14 protein-coding genes are annotated in these 16,162 nt (G+C 45.9%); 5 read left to right on the top strand and 9 right to left on the bottom strand.

Annotation, left to right across the window (positions count from 1 at the left end; all coding sequences use genetic code 11):
* Positions 1-14: 14 nt before the first annotated feature.
* From tenpIN to hmpA, 3 genes are all read right to left on the bottom strand, one after another.
* Positions 15-500 (bottom strand): type III toxin-antitoxin system TenpIN family toxin, encoded by a 486-nt coding sequence (gene tenpIN, locus DK187_RS02320; RefSeq protein ID WP_111605728.1) that lies wholly within the window; start codon positions 498-500, stop codon positions 15-17.
* 454 nt (positions 501-954) lie between these two features.
* Positions 955-1,575 carry a dioxygenase family protein gene (locus DK187_RS02315; RefSeq protein WP_111605727.1) on the bottom strand — a complete coding sequence of 207 codons (621 nt, stop codon included), beginning with the start codon at positions 1,573-1,575 and terminating at the stop codon, positions 955-957.
* A gap of 348 nt (positions 1,576-1,923) precedes the next feature.
* Positions 1,924-3,114: an NO-inducible flavohemoprotein gene (gene hmpA / locus DK187_RS02310; RefSeq protein WP_111605726.1), complete on the bottom strand. Its 1,191-nt coding sequence runs from the start codon at positions 3,112-3,114 to the stop codon at positions 1,924-1,926.
* A 173-nt stretch (positions 3,115-3,287) separates the two neighbouring features.
* Between hmpA and norR the strand changes: the two genes are divergently transcribed.
* Positions 3,288-4,916, top strand: a complete 1,629-nt coding sequence (gene norR, locus DK187_RS02305; RefSeq protein WP_223232270.1) for a nitric oxide reductase transcriptional regulator NorR — start codon at positions 3,288-3,290, stop codon at positions 4,914-4,916.
* 108 nt (positions 4,917-5,024) lie between these two features.
* Here the strand turns inward: norR and DK187_RS02300 are convergent, their stop codons facing one another.
* Together DK187_RS02300 and DK187_RS02295 are read right to left on the bottom strand one after the other, a co-directional pair.
* Complete coding sequence (locus DK187_RS02300; RefSeq protein ID WP_111605724.1) at positions 5,025-5,450, bottom strand: group II truncated hemoglobin; 426 nt, start codon at positions 5,448-5,450, stop codon at positions 5,025-5,027.
* A gap of 1 nt (position 5,451) precedes the next feature.
* Complete coding sequence (locus DK187_RS02295) at positions 5,452-5,655, bottom strand: hypothetical protein (protein WP_111605723.1); 204 nt, start codon at positions 5,653-5,655, stop codon at positions 5,452-5,454.
* A 388-nt stretch (positions 5,656-6,043) separates the two neighbouring features.
* Here DK187_RS02295 and DK187_RS02290 point away from each other — a divergent pair, with 388 nt between their 5' ends.
* A complete protein-coding gene (locus tag DK187_RS02290) occupies positions 6,044-7,333 on the top strand; it encodes an MATE family efflux transporter (protein WP_111605803.1) in 1,290 nt (429 codons plus the stop codon).
* Positions 7,334-7,598: 265 nt separating this feature from the next.
* Here the strand turns inward: DK187_RS02290 and DK187_RS02285 are convergent, their stop codons facing one another.
* Positions 7,599-8,372: an FCD domain-containing protein gene (locus tag DK187_RS02285; RefSeq protein WP_111605722.1), complete on the bottom strand. Its 774-nt coding sequence runs from the start codon at positions 8,370-8,372 to the stop codon at positions 7,599-7,601.
* Positions 8,373-8,623: 251 nt separating this feature from the next.
* On the opposite strand from DK187_RS02285, the gene DK187_RS02280 reads away from it, so the two are divergent.
* A complete protein-coding gene (locus DK187_RS02280) occupies positions 8,624-11,500 on the top strand; it encodes an FAD-binding and (Fe-S)-binding domain-containing protein (protein WP_111605721.1) in 2,877 nt (958 codons plus the stop codon).
* A gap of 212 nt (positions 11,501-11,712) precedes the next feature.
* Positions 11,713-12,222 (top strand): PDDEXK-like family protein, encoded by a 510-nt coding sequence (locus tag DK187_RS02275; protein ID WP_111605720.1) that lies wholly within the window; start codon positions 11,713-11,715, stop codon positions 12,220-12,222.
* Between the two features lie 174 nt (positions 12,223-12,396).
* On the opposite strand, the gene DK187_RS02270 is transcribed toward DK187_RS02275, so the two are convergent.
* Positions 12,397-13,203, bottom strand: a complete 807-nt coding sequence (locus tag DK187_RS02270; protein WP_111605719.1) for a sulfite exporter TauE/SafE family protein — start codon at positions 13,201-13,203, stop codon at positions 12,397-12,399.
* Between the two features lie 83 nt (positions 13,204-13,286).
* Positions 13,287-14,177: a LysR family transcriptional regulator gene (locus DK187_RS02265; protein WP_111605718.1), complete on the bottom strand. Its 891-nt coding sequence runs from the start codon at positions 14,175-14,177 to the stop codon at positions 13,287-13,289.
* A 152-nt stretch (positions 14,178-14,329) separates the two neighbouring features.
* On the opposite strand from DK187_RS02265, the gene DK187_RS02260 reads away from it, so the two are divergent.
* Positions 14,330-14,545, top strand: coding sequence for a DUF2798 domain-containing protein (locus DK187_RS02260; protein WP_111605717.1), 216 nt, complete (start codon positions 14,330-14,332; stop codon positions 14,543-14,545).
* Between the two features lie 102 nt (positions 14,546-14,647).
* Here the strand turns inward: DK187_RS02260 and DK187_RS02255 are convergent, their stop codons facing one another.
* Positions 14,648-16,054: an alanine/glycine:cation symporter family protein gene (locus DK187_RS02255; protein ID WP_111605716.1), complete on the bottom strand. Its 1,407-nt coding sequence runs from the start codon at positions 16,052-16,054 to the stop codon at positions 14,648-14,650.
* Between the last annotated feature and the right edge of the window lie 108 nt (positions 16,055-16,162).

The following is a 16,162-nucleotide window of genomic DNA, read 5'->3' as shown; positions in this document are numbered from 1 at the left end:
AAACCCCTCTCAATCTACTTGGTAGTTAGGTCTTCAATACCAAGTTCGATGTGATAATTTTGCAAGGTAGTGTAGCGATATTCGTTTGAAGTCAGCACATTGCTATCAGCCTTGCGAATTGCTCGAACGTATTTTGTAACGTACTTTTCAAACGATTTGGAGATAAAGATGGCTTTATCTTTTAAAAGCTCATGCTGTCGAGTATCAATTTTGAAAGGCATTGAGCTAATATAATCAGGTTTCGCAAGAAGCAAGGCTTTGGAGTAATCCAACCCTTTACCAAGTATGCCAGGCTGGTTGCCTCGATTTGTAATATAAGACGCTTTGTGCCTAATATTGGACCGAACAGGAACGCCAAAAGTAAGGCCGTTTAACTCAATCAAAACGATGCCATATCCCCGTGTTTTACCCTTAATCCAAACTCCATTCTTAAGGTCTAACGCTTCTTTTAGATGAGTATTCTCATCATAAAAAGATTGATCAAGCTTCTTTAGCAGCACAAAATGTCCTTAATTTGTGTATACGAAAAAAGCCCCATAAAGGGGCTTTTAAAGGCAGTAAATTCTGTTTGGATGCTTCTGTTTTTAACGTGGAGTGATCCTACTGCCACAACATTCTGTTTGAGTGCTTCTGTTTTTAACGTGGGGTGACTCTACCGCCACAACTGCCAAGTAAATATAAGTTAAGTTTGCTTAATTGTCAAACAGCGCGACCTTTAGAAGCACTCCTTACATATGAGGAGTGCTAAGCTATGTTGGTCAGCAGGGTTCCGATTTTATGACCAGTTTTGAATGTGAAAGCCGTCGTTTGACTATTCGTAGTCGGTGGGAAGCGGTCATATTGCCATCGGCCACTTCTGCAAAGAAGAAGCCCAAGCCGTGCGTGAGTACCATCAAGATACCCAAGAAATGTTGCCGTTTAAGCGATGAATGACATTTTTGCGCGAAATGCCTTTTATACCACCAAGTCTACATTGGTCGTTACCGTACCCTTGTCTTCGACAAACACCATAGACACGCTTTGTGCTTCTTGGGCTGATAGGCGACGAAAGATGCGATCTGACTTGTTTTGCGGCTCATCGGCAATGTAGAACTGGGTGGTCAGTAATTCGCGCTGGCCATCAAAAACCTTTACATGTATGTGAGGAGTACGACCAGGATAGGTCGTCGGTTTAATGGTTCTGAAATGGTAGGCTCCTTCGGCATCTGTAATGTCATGTCCAAAACCTTGGAAGCCCGTATCGTAAGGAAAATTACGGTTATCACCTGGATGAAGATATTTGCCATTAACATCACATTGCCAGATCTCGATTCTATGACCAGCCAATGGCTGGCCCGCTTTCGAGCGAATCGTGCCTTGGAGATGAATGATATCTCCACCCGCTTCTTTTAGCGTGCCAAGCACTTTTACCAAGTCATTATCTACGTCATCAAAGCGTATGGATTGTCTTGGGTAGAAGGGGCCTTCAGTCGCTCTAGGAGTCAGCACGGCTGACGCTGCATAAGGTGATAATGCGGTTAATCCTGTTATAGTGATACCATGTTTCAACAGACTACGACGAGTAACATCATGCATCTATATTCTCCTGGAGAGAGGAAGGGTCTAACATTGAGTTGTTGAATCTATTTTTAACAATATTGAGGGTTAAGATAACGCTATTTTATGCAGACGTGAAGGCCGCTTGATTACGGCCATTTGCTTTTGCAACATACAGCGCTTTATTGGCAGGCCCATAATAATTTTCATTATAGTTACTTTGAATTTTAGTTACTTGAATTTTTAGCCAGCCAAATACGTTAATTGGATTGTTATTGAAGTCAGATAAAAGCGCATCTAATGGGCTGGATTACGATGCTTATTCGCGTGAGTATCATCAAGATACCCACGCGTTATTGCCGTTTAAGCAGAGCGTTTAGCTAAATATCACACTTCCTGATGCGGGCCGAATAATTCGTAGTGAATGCGGTCTGCTTCTACGCCTAGGGTGAGTAGTTGCTGTTTGACAAACATCATGAAGCCAACGGGTCCACATAAGTAAAACTCGCCATCCGTCAGCGGTAAGCTGTCTTTTATTGCTTCTAATTGCATCATGCCGTTTAACACGCCTTCTTCTTCATTGTCAGCTTGCTCGTACCAAGTGTGAACGGACAAATTCAGTTGTCCTTTCAAACTGTTCACGTGCTCTTTGAAGGAATGCTGGCCTTGGTGCGCACAAGCGTGTAAATAGCTGACTGGGTGGCTATATTGCTGCTTGGCGAGTGTATCCAATATGGCTTGCATGGGGGTTAAGCCAACGCCACCAGAAATCAGTACGACGGGCGTTTGCTTGTCTTTGAATACGAAATCACCGGCAGGTGGCATGGCTTCGATTTCATCGCCCACGTTTAGGTGATCGTGCAGGTAATTCGACATAACGCCCTTGATATCGCCTGCACCTTCACGTTTGACGCTGATGCGATAGTGTTTGCCATTTGGCGTGGTGGACAACGAGTATTGACGTATCTCATCGAACTCATTGCCTTTTGGGTGTAACTTAACGCCCAGATATTGGCCGGGTTGGTAGCCGATTACCGCGCCACCATCGACAGGCTCAAACACAAAGCTGGTGACCAAGTCGGATTCTGGTGTTTTGGAGGCAACACGGAAGCGACGAAAATCTTTCCAACCGCCCTGTTGCGCGGCACGTTCGGCATACAGATCACCTTCGACTTTGATAAAGATATCCGCTAGTTGTCCATAAGCCGCTACCCAAGCTTCTTCTACGTCTTGGGTAAAAGCATCTGGGGCGAGTTCACGTAAGGTTTCAATCAGGTGGTGGCCAACAATGTCGTATTGATCTGGTTGAATATTAAAACTGGTGTGTTTATGGGCAATGCGCATCACAGCGCCAGTTAATACCTCGAGGTTATCGATGTGTGTCGCGTAAGCGGCGATGGCATTGAACAAAGCCGCAGGCTGACCGCCCGTTCTTTGGTGGGTCATGTTAAACACGTGTTTTAGCTCCGGATTGTGAGCAAACATACGCTGATAAAAATGTTCGGTAATAGCCGGGCCAGCGGACGCTAATAAGGGAATCGTGGCTTTGACTGTGTCTATATGTTGTTGAGATAACATGCTTGTATCCTTTTGACCTAGGTGAATAAAATCGGGTTATCTTCTCTATAGCGAAGTCCGTGCCAACTTGAAATTTCTAATAAAATCAATGGTTTATTTTTATTTCAACTATTTAAGAGTCAATATGACTCGCTAATATAAAAGTCTATATGATATCTTTGAGTCAAATTGACATGAACAGTCATTCGTCCTATGAGTCGATCATCATGAATCAGGTTTCTAATAATGCTTTGTTGAGCTTTGCCCTCGACCTTGCCAGCGCCGTAACGCAACCTAATCGCTTTGAGCAATTGGTGTACGCGGTGCGGGCAACGATCAACTGCGATGCGGTGGTCTTGTTGTTTCACAGTAATGGCGTGCTGACGCCGCTGGCTCAGCGTGGTTTATCGGAAGATCTAATGGGGCGACGCTTTATTATTGAAGAGCAGCCCCGATTAAAAGCCATTTGTGCGGGGCATTATCCGGTTCGCTTTCCTGCTGACTCCCCTCTTCCCGACCCTTACGATGGCATGGTGTTAGGTCATGACGAGAATTTGCCTGTGCATTCTTGTATGGGTGTGCCGCTGTATTTGGAAGGCAAATTGATTGGCGTGGTGACATTAGACAGCATCCTGCCGGGCGTGTTTGATAATATCGACGCCCGCGCGTTGGAAATCATTGGCACCATGGCAGCTATGACGCTGAATACCGCGATCTTGATGGAGCGTTTAGAAAATCAGTCGCAACACGCCCAAAACGTATTAAAAGTCATCGCAGAGCAAAGCCATGAAATGATTGGTCAAAGCAAGGCCATGCAAGACCTCAAGCAGTCGATTAATCTGGTCGCACCGTCAGACTTTTCTATCTTGATCGAAGGGGAAACGGGGGTAGGTAAAGAGCTGGTGGCACGGATGTTACATGACAAATCATCACGCTTTGATGCGCCTATGGTGTATGTGAATTGCGCGGCGATTCCTCATCATCTTATTGAAAGTGAGTTATTTGGTCATGTAAAAGGCGCTTTTACTGGCGCGGATCGGGATCGTCAGGGAAAATTTTTACTGGCGGATGGCGGCACTTTGTTTTTAGATGAAATTGGTGAGCTGCCTTTAGAAGTGCAAGGCACCTTGCTCAGAGCGATTCAAAACCAAGAAATCCAAGCGGTCGGCAAAGATCAAATCCGCAAGGTAAACGTGCGCATCATTGCGGCAACCAACCGACATTTAGAAACCGAAGTGGCAGACAATCGTTTTCGTGCTGACTTATTCCATCGCCTTAGTGTTTTTCCAATCCAAGTTCCGCCGTTACGAGAACGACAAGGCGATGTGCCCTTGTTAGCGGGATTTTTTGCTGAGCGCTTCCGCCGTAAATTAGGCCTGCAACAACTGACGTTATCCGCATCAGCCATCGAATTATTAGAGGCGTATCACTGGCCTGGGAATGTTCGAGAGCTAGAGCACGTCATTTCCCGTGCTGCGCTTTTCTCTAAGGCAGAGAGTTCTAAGGCAGAAAGCGCTAAATCAGACAATGCAACAGGGATTACCGTTATTTCATCGGCGCATTTAACAGGGTTACAGATCGACAATAGTACCCAAGAAAAGAGACAGAAAAACGAGCTAGCGCCGCCGCGCTTAGAAAAACACACATCAATCGATTTACGTTTAGAAACAGAGACTTATCAACGAGAGTTAATTTGCAAAGCATTAGAAATCAATGGTGGCAACTGGAGCAAAGCCGCTCAACAGCTGTCTATGGACCGCGCCAACCTAGCCCGCTTGGCAAAACGCTTAGGGATTGTCATTGCTAAAGAAGTACGCATTTAAAAACACCTGAATGAAGTTATTCAAAGCACAATGACATTCAAACGAGGTAGGCGATAGTTTCGAGGAAGAATGTCATTTGCTTTGATTACAAGTAGTGCTGAGAATAATTTACTGGTGTCTCGCTGCACTTACCTGTCGAATTCGTTCGGCCGGAAAAGCGAGCTGAGGTAGCAAATAGGCTTTTAATGCGTCTGGGTAATCTAGCTCATCCAGTGCCGCTGCCATGCAGTTTAACCACATGGCTTTTTCTTTTTCGGTAACGATTAAGTGGGCATGAGCTTGCGGTAAGCTGGTGGGGCCGTACTTTTTTGAAAATAGCTTTTCGCCACCCATCCAACCGGATAAAAACGACACCAACTTGTCGATGGTCAGTGCCGTATTACTCGGATGCATATCAAACAAAGGCCGAAACTCTGGTGTGTTTTCCATGATTCGGTAAAAGGTTTCGACTAATTTTTGCAAGCCTAGTAATCCGCCGACAGCTTGAAGAGTAGCATCGCCTTCGCCATAAACAGGTGGGTTAGACACCGTCATGTTATTCGGTGTCTTTTGGTTGGTTTTGTGCTTTTTTCGCGGCTTTTTCTTGATCCATTTTGATCGAGTTGCGATAACCGCCAATGGCCGCTAATCCGCCAATGATGAAACTCATATACAGGGGGATTTGAAATAACATCGTGATGCTGATAAAGACGCAGCCGACGGCTAAACCTTCCAGAAAGGGTTTAAATTGCTTGGGCATTCGGTTTCTCCGAGCGATAAAAAATAAACGCCAGTTTAGCAAAGTTTTACGACGATGTGCGCATGATTGTGGAAAAAAGCATCACTTATCCCATATTAGAATGTTTGAATTTTATGGGGTTAAATCCGTTTATTTTTGTGGGTAAGTCCGCTTCAAACGAGAACCATACTTGATAATCACGCGATTTTGACCAATTACTGCACAAAGTGAGTAAAAACTGCCTCTAAATGTGAATAACTGCTATCATTTTCCACAGATCAAGGCGTTCCTGTTTTTCGATATTGATTGTTTTTTATCCACAAGTGAGTCTCGTGTGTCAAAGTTATCCCCCAGTGCTCTTTTTTGCTCGTATCGTGCAAATGCTGTATTAAATCAAAAAATTTGGCGCATGGCGTGGCCGCCGATGGTATCGAACATCACGACCCCTTTACTTGGCTTAGTGGATACGGCGGTGGTGGGACATTTAGGGACCGCAACGCATTTGGCCGCGGTGGCGATTGGCGCGAGTATTTTTAGTTTTTTGTTTTGGGCATTTGGTTTTTTGCGCATGGGCTCAACCGGGCTGACAGCACAGGCTCTTGGGCAAGGTGACGACAGACGCGTTCGTGAACTGCTGTTGCAATCGATTTTAATGGGTGTGTTTATCGGCTTAATGCTGATTCTTTTTCGTGGGCCAATTATTGAATTAGCCATTAGCTTAATGGCGCCCAGTGCGGAAGTGGAACCGTGGGCACGTTTGTATTGCGAGGCGCGTATCTTCAGCGCGCCAGCCGTGTTGGCGGGTTATGCGCTAATGGGTTGGTTCTTTGGTGTGCAATATTCCAAAGGGCCGCTGTGGATGTTATTGGTGATCAATCTTGCCAATATGATTCTTGATTACCTCGCGGTTTATGGTTTGGGCATGGCGAGTGACGGTGTGGCGTGGGCGACGGTGTTTGCGCACTACATTGGTGTCACGGTCGCGGGAGTGTTGGCGTGGCATAAGTTAAAAGGCTTTTCTGGTCATGTTCCCCTAAGCGTTTTGGCGAAATGGCGTGAATATATGGCCTTGGTGAGAGTGAATCGCTACCTGTTTGTACGCACGATTCTCTTACTGCTGGTGATGTTGTTTTTCACGGCACAAGGCGCGCGCCAAGGGGATTCTATTCTCGCTGCCAATGCTGTTTTGCTGACTTTCTTGATGATTATTTCTAACGCTTTGGATGGTTTTGCTTTCTCGGTAGAAGCCTTGTGTGGCGAATATTATGGTCGTAAAGACAAAGCGAATTTTAAGAAAGTGATTCAACTTTCGACCTATTGGGCGCTGTTTGCCGCGGTGGTGCTGATGCTGATATTTTGGCTTTTTGGTAATCACATCATTGCGTTACTGACCAGTGTACAAACGGTTCGGGACGATGCGGCACTGTACCTACCTTGGCTTATCTTCTTCCCTCTGTTAGGCATTTGGTCTTTTATGTTGGATGGCATTTTCATCGGCACGACAAGCGTAAAGCAAATGCAAAACACCATGATCTTTTGTGTGGTCGGCGTGTTCTTCCCTGTTTGGTTTATCACTCAGGATCTTGGCAATCATGGTCTATGGTTTAGCCAAGCCATGCTGTTCATCGCCAGAGCCATTACGCTGTATTGGTGTTATCTGCAGAATATGAAGAAAGGTGTGTGGTTCGCGAATTCTTAATCTCTTCGGGTGTAATTCCTCGCCGCTTATGTCGTTAATAATCATAGCAACGATTGTCCTTCCCGCGAAGGAGGCTGTCGCTAAACAACTTTCGTTGATCTTGTAGGTCGCGCATTTATGCCGACAAAAAACTCATAACGACAAATTACGTCTTGTCGGGCTAAAGCCACGACCTACAAAAAAACAATATAAATCAACCAATTGTAGGATGAATAGCGTCACACGCCTGATTACGGTCGTGCCTCCCTCATCAGGCCTACAAAACTTAAGAATTCTGGTGTTCGTTTCTGCGTAGCGAGCGCTGGATTCGTGTTTCTTCTTGGCGCATTTTTAATAGATTATCTTCCACAAACACCAAATGCGTATGCGCCGCGGTGCGAGCGTCTTCCGCATTGCCCTCCATGATGGCTTGATACAGATTCCTATGTTGTTCCATCACACGTTGGCGTGCTGCGGGTTTTTCGAATAAATTTCTCAAGTTGCTCGAAATGCTCTTCGCCAACATGGCGTGTAGGCCGCGAAGTGTGTGTAGTAAGACCACATTGTGCGCGGCTTCCGCGATGATCATATGAAATTCCACATCGAGCTTTGTTTCCAAGGCGAAGGCTTTATTTTGGTTGGCTTCCACCAGTTGATGAAAACAGTGAGTGAGCTTAGTTTTGTCTGCATCGGTGCTGCGCAACGCGGCGTAATAAGCAGCAAGACTTTCTAACGCATCGCGAAACTCCAACTGGTCGTATAAAAATTCATCATGGGAACTGAGCAGATCTTGCAGTGGATCGGCAAAGGAGCTGCCGAGTTGCTCCGACACATAGGTACCGCCACCATGACGACTGAATAACACGCCGCGCGCGATTAATTTTTGAATGGCTTCCCGCAACGAAGGGCGAGACACGTCAAAGCGCGCTGCCAATTCCCTTTCTGGCGGCAGTTTTTGCCCTGCAGTGAAACTGCCTTCTAAAATCATGCTTTCGAGCTCTTTCATGATGATGTCGGAGATTTTCGGTTGTTTAACGCGACCAAAGTGCTTGGAATCCATGGATTGTCCTAAAAATGGTTTTTAAATATTTCTTTCGTGAAAGCTGTGTGTAAGTTTAAAAGTGGTAAAACCAATTAATATTGTCGCTAAAATTCACGAAATATCGACTAAAATATCGGTTGACAAAGTTTGGTTAGCTTCTTAATGTGCCTTATATTTAAAAGGTAAATTGGTATGACCAATTTGTCTAGTCTAATTTTCAACACTCATACTCTCTAACAATAAAAAAGGCTACTGCCGTGGAATCTCTGATGAACACTGCCCCGACTTCTACCGACTCACTGGCATCCAAAGCGGCTCAATACCGCGATTTATACATCGCCTTAAAAGACGCGAAAAATGGCACTATTGATGAGACGCGATTGATCCGAGATCCACTTCGTACTTTGGCCTATGGTACAGATGCCAGCTTTTATCGCCTGATTCCGCAATTGGTAGTGCGAGTCGACAATGAAGCGGAAGTGCAATTGGTGCTGAAAGAAGCCAGAAAACGCAATTTACCGGTGACCTTCCGCGCGGCGGGCACAAGTTTGTCTGGGCAGGCGGTAACGGATTCTATTTTGATGCAATTGTCCGATAACTGGAAAGGTCATCGACTGCATGACCATGGTCGTTCTATTTCCCTCCAGCCAGGCATTATTGGTGCACGCGCCAATCAGCTGCTAGCGCCCTTCCAGCGTAAAATCGGCCCAGATCCTGCGTCCATTAATGCTTGTATGATTGGCGGTATTGCGGCGAACAACGCCAGTGGTATGTGTTGCGGCACGGCACAGAACAGCTATCACACCATTCAAAGTGCCCGTTTGATTTTTGCCGATGGTTCCCTATTGGATACGGCTGATGGAGCAAGTCGTTTAGCCTTTGGAAATCGCAATGCTGACTTGCTGGATACGCTGGTTCGTTTGTCTAAAAGCGTGCAATCCAATAGCGAATTAGCCGACAAAATTAGACACAAATATCGTCTAAAAAACACCACAGGATACAGTTTAAACAGTTTAACGGACTTTCAAGACCCCTTTGATATCTTGCTGCATCTGATGATCGGCTCTGAAGGGACGTTGGGCTTTATCAGCGAAGTGACCTACGAAACCGTGGTGGATCACCCCATTAAAGCCGCCGCGATGATCTTCTTTGAGGATATGGAAGTCACCTGCCGAGCGGTGACGGCGTTAAAAAGCTCACCGGTTTCTGCGGTGGAATTGATTGATCGTGCTGGCTTGCGGGCGGTGGAAGGCAAACCGGGTATGCCGGAGATATTGTCGTCCCTTGGCTCGCAATCGGCTGGTTTATTGGTCGATGTACGGGCTGCCGATGCCGAAGAGTTAGAAACGAATTTGGTCTTGGTGAAACAGGCGTTAAGCGGTCAAGCCACACTCAATCCAATCGAATTTACTCAAGACAAGGTTATTTACGACTCTTATTGGAAGATTCGCAAAGGCTTGTTCCCCGCTGTTGGCGCGGTTCGCTCTGTGGGTACGACCGTCATCATTGAAGACGTGGCCTTCCCCATTGAAAAACTTGCTGAAGGCGTTCTGGAGTTGCAAGGCGTGTTTCAAAAACACGGTTACAGTGAGGCAATTCTGTTCGGCCACGCTTTAGAAGGCAATTTGCATTTCGTGTTTACTCAAGGTTTTGATGATCCGAAGGAAGTGAAACGCTACGAACAATTGATGGACGAAGTGGCGCAATTAGTCGCGGTTAAGTACAAAGGCTCGTTGAAAGCGGAACACGGCACAGGTCGCAACATGGCGCCTTATGTGGAATTGGAATGGGGCAAAGAAGCCTACGACATTATGTGGGAAATCAAGCGTGCCTTTGACCCGCAAGGCTTGCTCAACCCAGATGTGATCTTGTCACACAATGCCAACTTGCATGTGCAGAACCTCAAACCCTTGCCCAAAGCCAATGACAAAGTGGATACCTGTATCGAATGCGGCTTTTGTGAATCCTCCTGTCCGTCAAAATCCATTACCTTAACACCGCGCCAACGCATAGTGATTTGGCGCGAAATCCAACGACTGATTGCCTCAGGTGATGACCCCGAACGTCTTGCTGAGCTGAAAAAAGATTATGATTATCAAGGCGTTGATACGTGTGCTGGCTGTGGTTTGTGTTCTATGCAGTGTCCGGTCGGCATCAATACGGGCGATTTAACCCGTGAGTTGCGCCATGATCGTCACCCAGACAGCAAAGTTGGCTATTGGGTTGCCGATCATTTTGCAGGCGTCACCAAAACCGCAAGAATGGGGCTTGGCCTTGCTGGCAGTGCCCGTCGTATTATGGGGGATTCAGGCATGACGGCGGTTACTTCGTTAATGAATAAAGTCTCCCATGGCGCAGTGCCGAAGTGGCATAAACAAATGCCCAACGCAGCGTCGTCTTTGAAGTCTATTCCTGTCTTGCAATGTGATGACATGCAAAAAGAAGTCATTTACTTTCCTAGCTGTGCGACTCGTGTCATGGGCGCGGGGCCGAATGCCGACGATAAACGCTCCGTCATGGAGGTGATGTTCTCTGTATTGCAAAAAGCAGGCTATAAAGTCACTGTACCCAAAGACATAGATAGCCAATGCTGTGGTATGGCGTTTCAATCCAAAGGGCAATTCGACGCCGCCAACCAAAAAGCCAACGATCTCAATAGTTTACTACTCGAAGCCAGCGATAATGGCAGAATTCCCATCGTCTGCGATGTCAGTCCTTGCTTGCTACGCATGCAGGAAAGCCTTGATCCCTGTTTAGAGCTGCATGAGCAAGTGGGCTTTGTCTCCACTCATGTGATGCCAAACCTAACGGTGAAAGAGAAGCTCGGCAAAATCGCCTTGCATGTGACGTGCAGCACAACTCGCATGGGACTCGCCGACAGCTTCGTACAGCTTGCTCATCAACTCGCCGACGAAGTCGTGATCCCACCAGACATTACCTGCTGTGGCTTTGCCGGCGACAAAGGCTTCTCGACCCCCGAACTCAACGCCAGCGCCTTGAAAACCCTCGCCAAAGCCGTAGAAGGCTGCGAAGCGGGTTACTCCAACAGCCGAACCTGCGAGATTGGCTTAACCGAACACAGCGGCATCGAGTATCAATCCATCGTTTATCTGGTTGATCAATTGTCTGAGTCATCACCCGCCTAGTTAGCCGCTCAGCCGCGCTTATCAAAAAGATCTTCATCGGTAAACCCGCAACAAAGACCAACGCCTCTTTTCGGGTTAAAAAGAAGCGCTAAAGCGAGAACATCCAATCGGTGTTGGTCTTTGTTGGAATATCATGGTTGGTGGCAAAAAATAGTTTATATTGAATGGTTATTAAGCATAAATAGCCTTGAAAATATGACGGATTTCAATTTATGAGCAAGCATTCTATTTATTCATCCTATCGAGAAACGTTGATTGAGCATTTATTTATTAGTGAATTGCTAAAAATTTCATGGAAAATGGGAGATTGCTCTTTGGAGGTTGCTAAGCCTGAAGTGGATAATTCCGGTTACGACTTAATAGTAGAAAGAGAGGGTGTGGTTAGGCATATACAACTTAAATCTTCCTATTTAGGTGGTCGAACTTCTACTCAAAAAGTTCATACTAAACTCTCCAATAAACCAGCAGGCTGTGTGATATGGCTGTATTTTGATGAGTCTACATTAGATCTCGGGCCATTTTTGTATTTTGGCGGAAGAGCCAATGAGCCCTTGCCTTCTTTAGTGGAGGCAAAAATAGCTCGGCATACAAAGGGAGATCATGATGGGTATAAAGCAGAACGACCCATGATACGTGAAATTAACAAAGGAATGTTTAGTAAATACTCATCAATAGTTGATCTTTATAATGTCTTATTTGATGTGAGCGACTTGCATGAATGAAGAGGAATCAAGCATTGTGGGCAAGGTATACCTAGTCGTCGAGAAGCGACCATTTAGATAGCGAATGTCACTAGATCAACACCGAGCGGACGTTCTCGCTTTAGCGCCGAAGCGAGGGTTGATCTAGTGACTGAGCTAACCGTGAGTGGTTGCGTTAAAGACGAATTAAAAACCTCAAAGCATGAAGGTCGAGTACAAGCCAAACCCGCAGACGATGAGTAGCGCCCAGCCGACAAATTGGAAGAAGACGGGTGTTTCGGCTTTTTGAATGCGGTTGTGGAGCTTTTGCCCAAAGACGTGTCCAATCAAGGCGCAAGGCAGTAACCAAAGCTGGTGAATGAGTTGTAGGTCAATGCCGGCGATGAGGAAGGACGCCATTTTGATCATCACTAAGATAAACCAAAGCACGAACAAGGTATCACGCAGTTGATGGCGTGGGACTTTGGTGGCGAAGACGGAGACTATAAGCGGTGCGCCTATTAAAGAGGTGCCGCTGACGTAACCGCCGAGCATGAGGAAAACCGTATCGAGGAATTTGTTGTTGGTGTAAAAGGGTTTATTGAGAATATAAGACACGGCAAATACCGCGACGATGACGAAAATCACCCCAGTGACTATGTTGCCCGGTAAGGTTAATAAGCCAAATACGCCGATCAATTTCGGCACTATCATGATGCCAAGCGCTTTCTTTAAATAACCCCACGCGATGTTGCCCTGGGCTTCTTGCGGTGCTTCGCCTCGCTCTGCGGCGAGTTGAGCTTGTTGCTTGGTGGTTTTCGCCCCTTGCCATGCAATCCAGCTGGAAAATACCAAAAGGTGAATGGAAATAATCGGCAAAAATAACAGAGGGTCGTTTTTTACTAATAATAGAAAAGGTAACGCAAGGACTGCACCGCCGAATCCTAGGCCACTGCGAACAAAGCCGCTCCATATAAAAATGGCACCGATTAAGGCATATTGCCACCAGAATAAGTTTTCCATATTAATCCTTATTGATAAGTCGTCGGTCGTTATTCGTGCGTCAGTGTAACCAAATTTTGCTTTTTAGACTCTTGCTTTTGAGGTTAAGAACTTGGATGAAACCAGCTTTGTTGATGAAGGTATTGTGTGAGTTCGTCGCGTAATAGTTTCGCTCTAGCAGATAGGCTTCGACGATAGGGCCAGACTAAAAATATTTCTCTATTTTGGCCGCGCCATTCAGGCAAAACCCGAATAAGTTCGCCTGTCGCCAGCGCGCCGTGCACCATGCTCATGGGCATTAATGCTATGCCTGCGCCTGCTTTGGCAAGGTTGAGCGTAATGTTCATGTCGTTACTAATATGTTGGTGTTCTTTATTCATTGGATAGTATTCGCCTTGATGATTCATCAGTAACCAATCAGAAAACATGTTGGAGGCGATGCTTGGGGATTGCTGTAAGGCGTCTATCGAGCTAGGCAGCAAAAAGGATACTTTGGGCGATGCAACTAAAATGGGCTCGATATGACCGATGCGCTTCTGAATAAGAGACGAGCTGGGTTGTTGCCCAGAGCGTAATGCGATGTCGGCGCGCGTGTCTCTTATGTCTTGCACTGTGTTGCTCAGTTCGATGTTTAATTCAATCTCTGGGTGTTGTTGCACAAAGTCTCGCCAAAATTCATCCAGTGGTCCACTGCCTAAATTGACTGGTGCTAATATTTTTAAGTCGCCTTTTAAGCTGTTCAAGGTTTGATCGAGATTGGAAATACGTTGATCCAATGCATCGATGAATTCGGCGCATTCTTGGTAGTAGCTTTCCCCTATTGGCGTCAGTGTGAGGCCTTTTGTTGAGCGATGTAATAGCTCGCAGCCAAGTTTTTGTTCAAGCGCACTGATACGACGCGACACGGTAGCGATGGTCATATCAAGATGCTGAGCCGCAGCGGTCAGGCTATTTTTGTTGGCCGCGGTGATAAAAATCTTTAGATCATCAAGCATTTTGCATTTTCGTAAATTTGATTTTAAAAAATCAGTATATTTACAAATAAAGATGCTTGCTAGTATGTATCTAAGGTTTGAGTCGTTTACTTACTTTTCGTCTGGAGCACTCTTTGTTTAAGAGAAGACGATAAGTTCATCAGGAGAGAAAAATGAAACACAGAATTATTTTTGCAGTGCTTATGTCCTTTACCTTGTCGTTGATGATGTCGGCGTGGATTACCTACGTGAACATTGGATTACACCCTGATTTTGTGTCCTTTTGGATGCATGCTTGGGTATTAGCATGGCCCGCAGCAGGCATTATTTCTTTTATTGCTGGGCCGTTTTTGCATGGTTTAGCACATAAGATTGCCGCGAAAATGTAGTGCATTTACATCATGCTTTGTAGTGCTTGAATAGTAGAAATGAAAAACCCGCTGTACAGCGGGTTTTGTTTTTTTTAACCTTACTAAAGTCGTATTCGTTGTTTATTTACCGGGTTTTTCATCCCAAACACTGAGATCAATATCGTCACGAATTTCTGGATAGTCATCTGAGTTAAACACGGGAGTCTTTGTTTTCAACTGAGTGAAATAGTCTTTAGTGAGTTTTACCACCAATCCTGAGAGCATCATAATAGCGATTAGGTTAATGGTCGCCATGAGGCCCATTGCCGCGTCGGCGGCGTTAAATACCATAGCCACACTTTCATAAGCGCCCCATGGGATCATACCCAGAGCGAGGATACGTAAAATAAAAATCCCTGGTTTGTTTGCCCACTTTAGGTACGTCAGCGCATTTTCTGCATAGGTGTAGTTACCAATGATGGAAGTAAACGCGAAGAAGAAAATGGCGATTGCCACAAAGTAATGGCCTGCGCTACCAATGTGAGTGGTCAAGGCGGTTTGTGTCAACATGATGCCCGTTTCACCGTTACCCAACGCGCCGGATAGCAGAATCATTAAGGCGGTTGCCGTACAAATCAGCAATGTATCAATAAAAACACCTAAGGATTGCACCATGCCTTGAGACGCAGGGTGATGAGGGTTTGGTGTGGCTACCGCTGCGATATTGGGCGCAGAACCCATACCTGCTTCGTTAGAAAACAAGCCACGTTTTACACCGTTAAGCATGGCACCTAGTACACCGCCTGCCGCTTGCTCAATACCAAAGGCGCTTTTGACGATTAACGCGAATGCCGCTGGCACATCAGAAAGATTGGTAAAGATTACATATAGGGCGAGTAGCAGGTATAAAACCGCCATGAATGGCACCACAATTTCCGCAAAGCGCGCAATTTTCTTGATACCGCCAAAGATAACCACGGCTGCTAATAGCATGATGACGATGCCAGTGACGCTGGTGTCGATACCAAATGCGCCTTCCATGGCACCTGCAATTGAGTTGGCTTGAACGGCATTAAAGACCAAACCAAAGGCTAAGATAAGCGCCAGAGAAAAAATCGCGCCAGCCCAAGGGGCTTTTAAACCTTTGCTGATATAAAACGCTGGACCACCACGTAGTTGTCCATTTTGATCGCGCATTTTGTAGAGCTGAGCCAAGGTACTTTCCGCGTAGGCGGTTGCCATACCGATAATGGCCACCACCCACATCCAAAAAATGGCCCCAGGGCCACCTAAATATAACGCGACAGCCACACCTGTCATGTTGCCTGTTCCAACACGAGAAGCGAGACTAGTACAAAGGGCTTGGAAAGGAGAGATACCGCCACGATCAGATTGTGGGGCTTTAAGAACAGTACGGATGAATTCTGGAAAGCGTCGGACCTGAATGAAACCAAGGCGTAAGGTGAAATACACGCCGACGGCTAGTAGTCCATAGATGAGGATATACCCCCAGAAAATCGTGTTTAAAAAGTCTATGATTGCTGCCATGTAGGGCACTCCCGTTATTCGATAATATCGATTGTGTTATTGTTCGTGGGTTGAATGCTAGGAGTGCTTTTTTGTAAAAAGACACCCTAAGAAACGCGTAGAATCGTA

The organism is Marinomonas arctica (assembly GCF_003259225.1).
Classification (GTDB): Bacteria; Pseudomonadota; Gammaproteobacteria; order Pseudomonadales; family Marinomonadaceae; genus Marinomonas; species Marinomonas arctica.
Note: the sequence above shows the minus strand (reverse complement) of the source record. Positions and strands in the feature narration are given on the sequence as shown.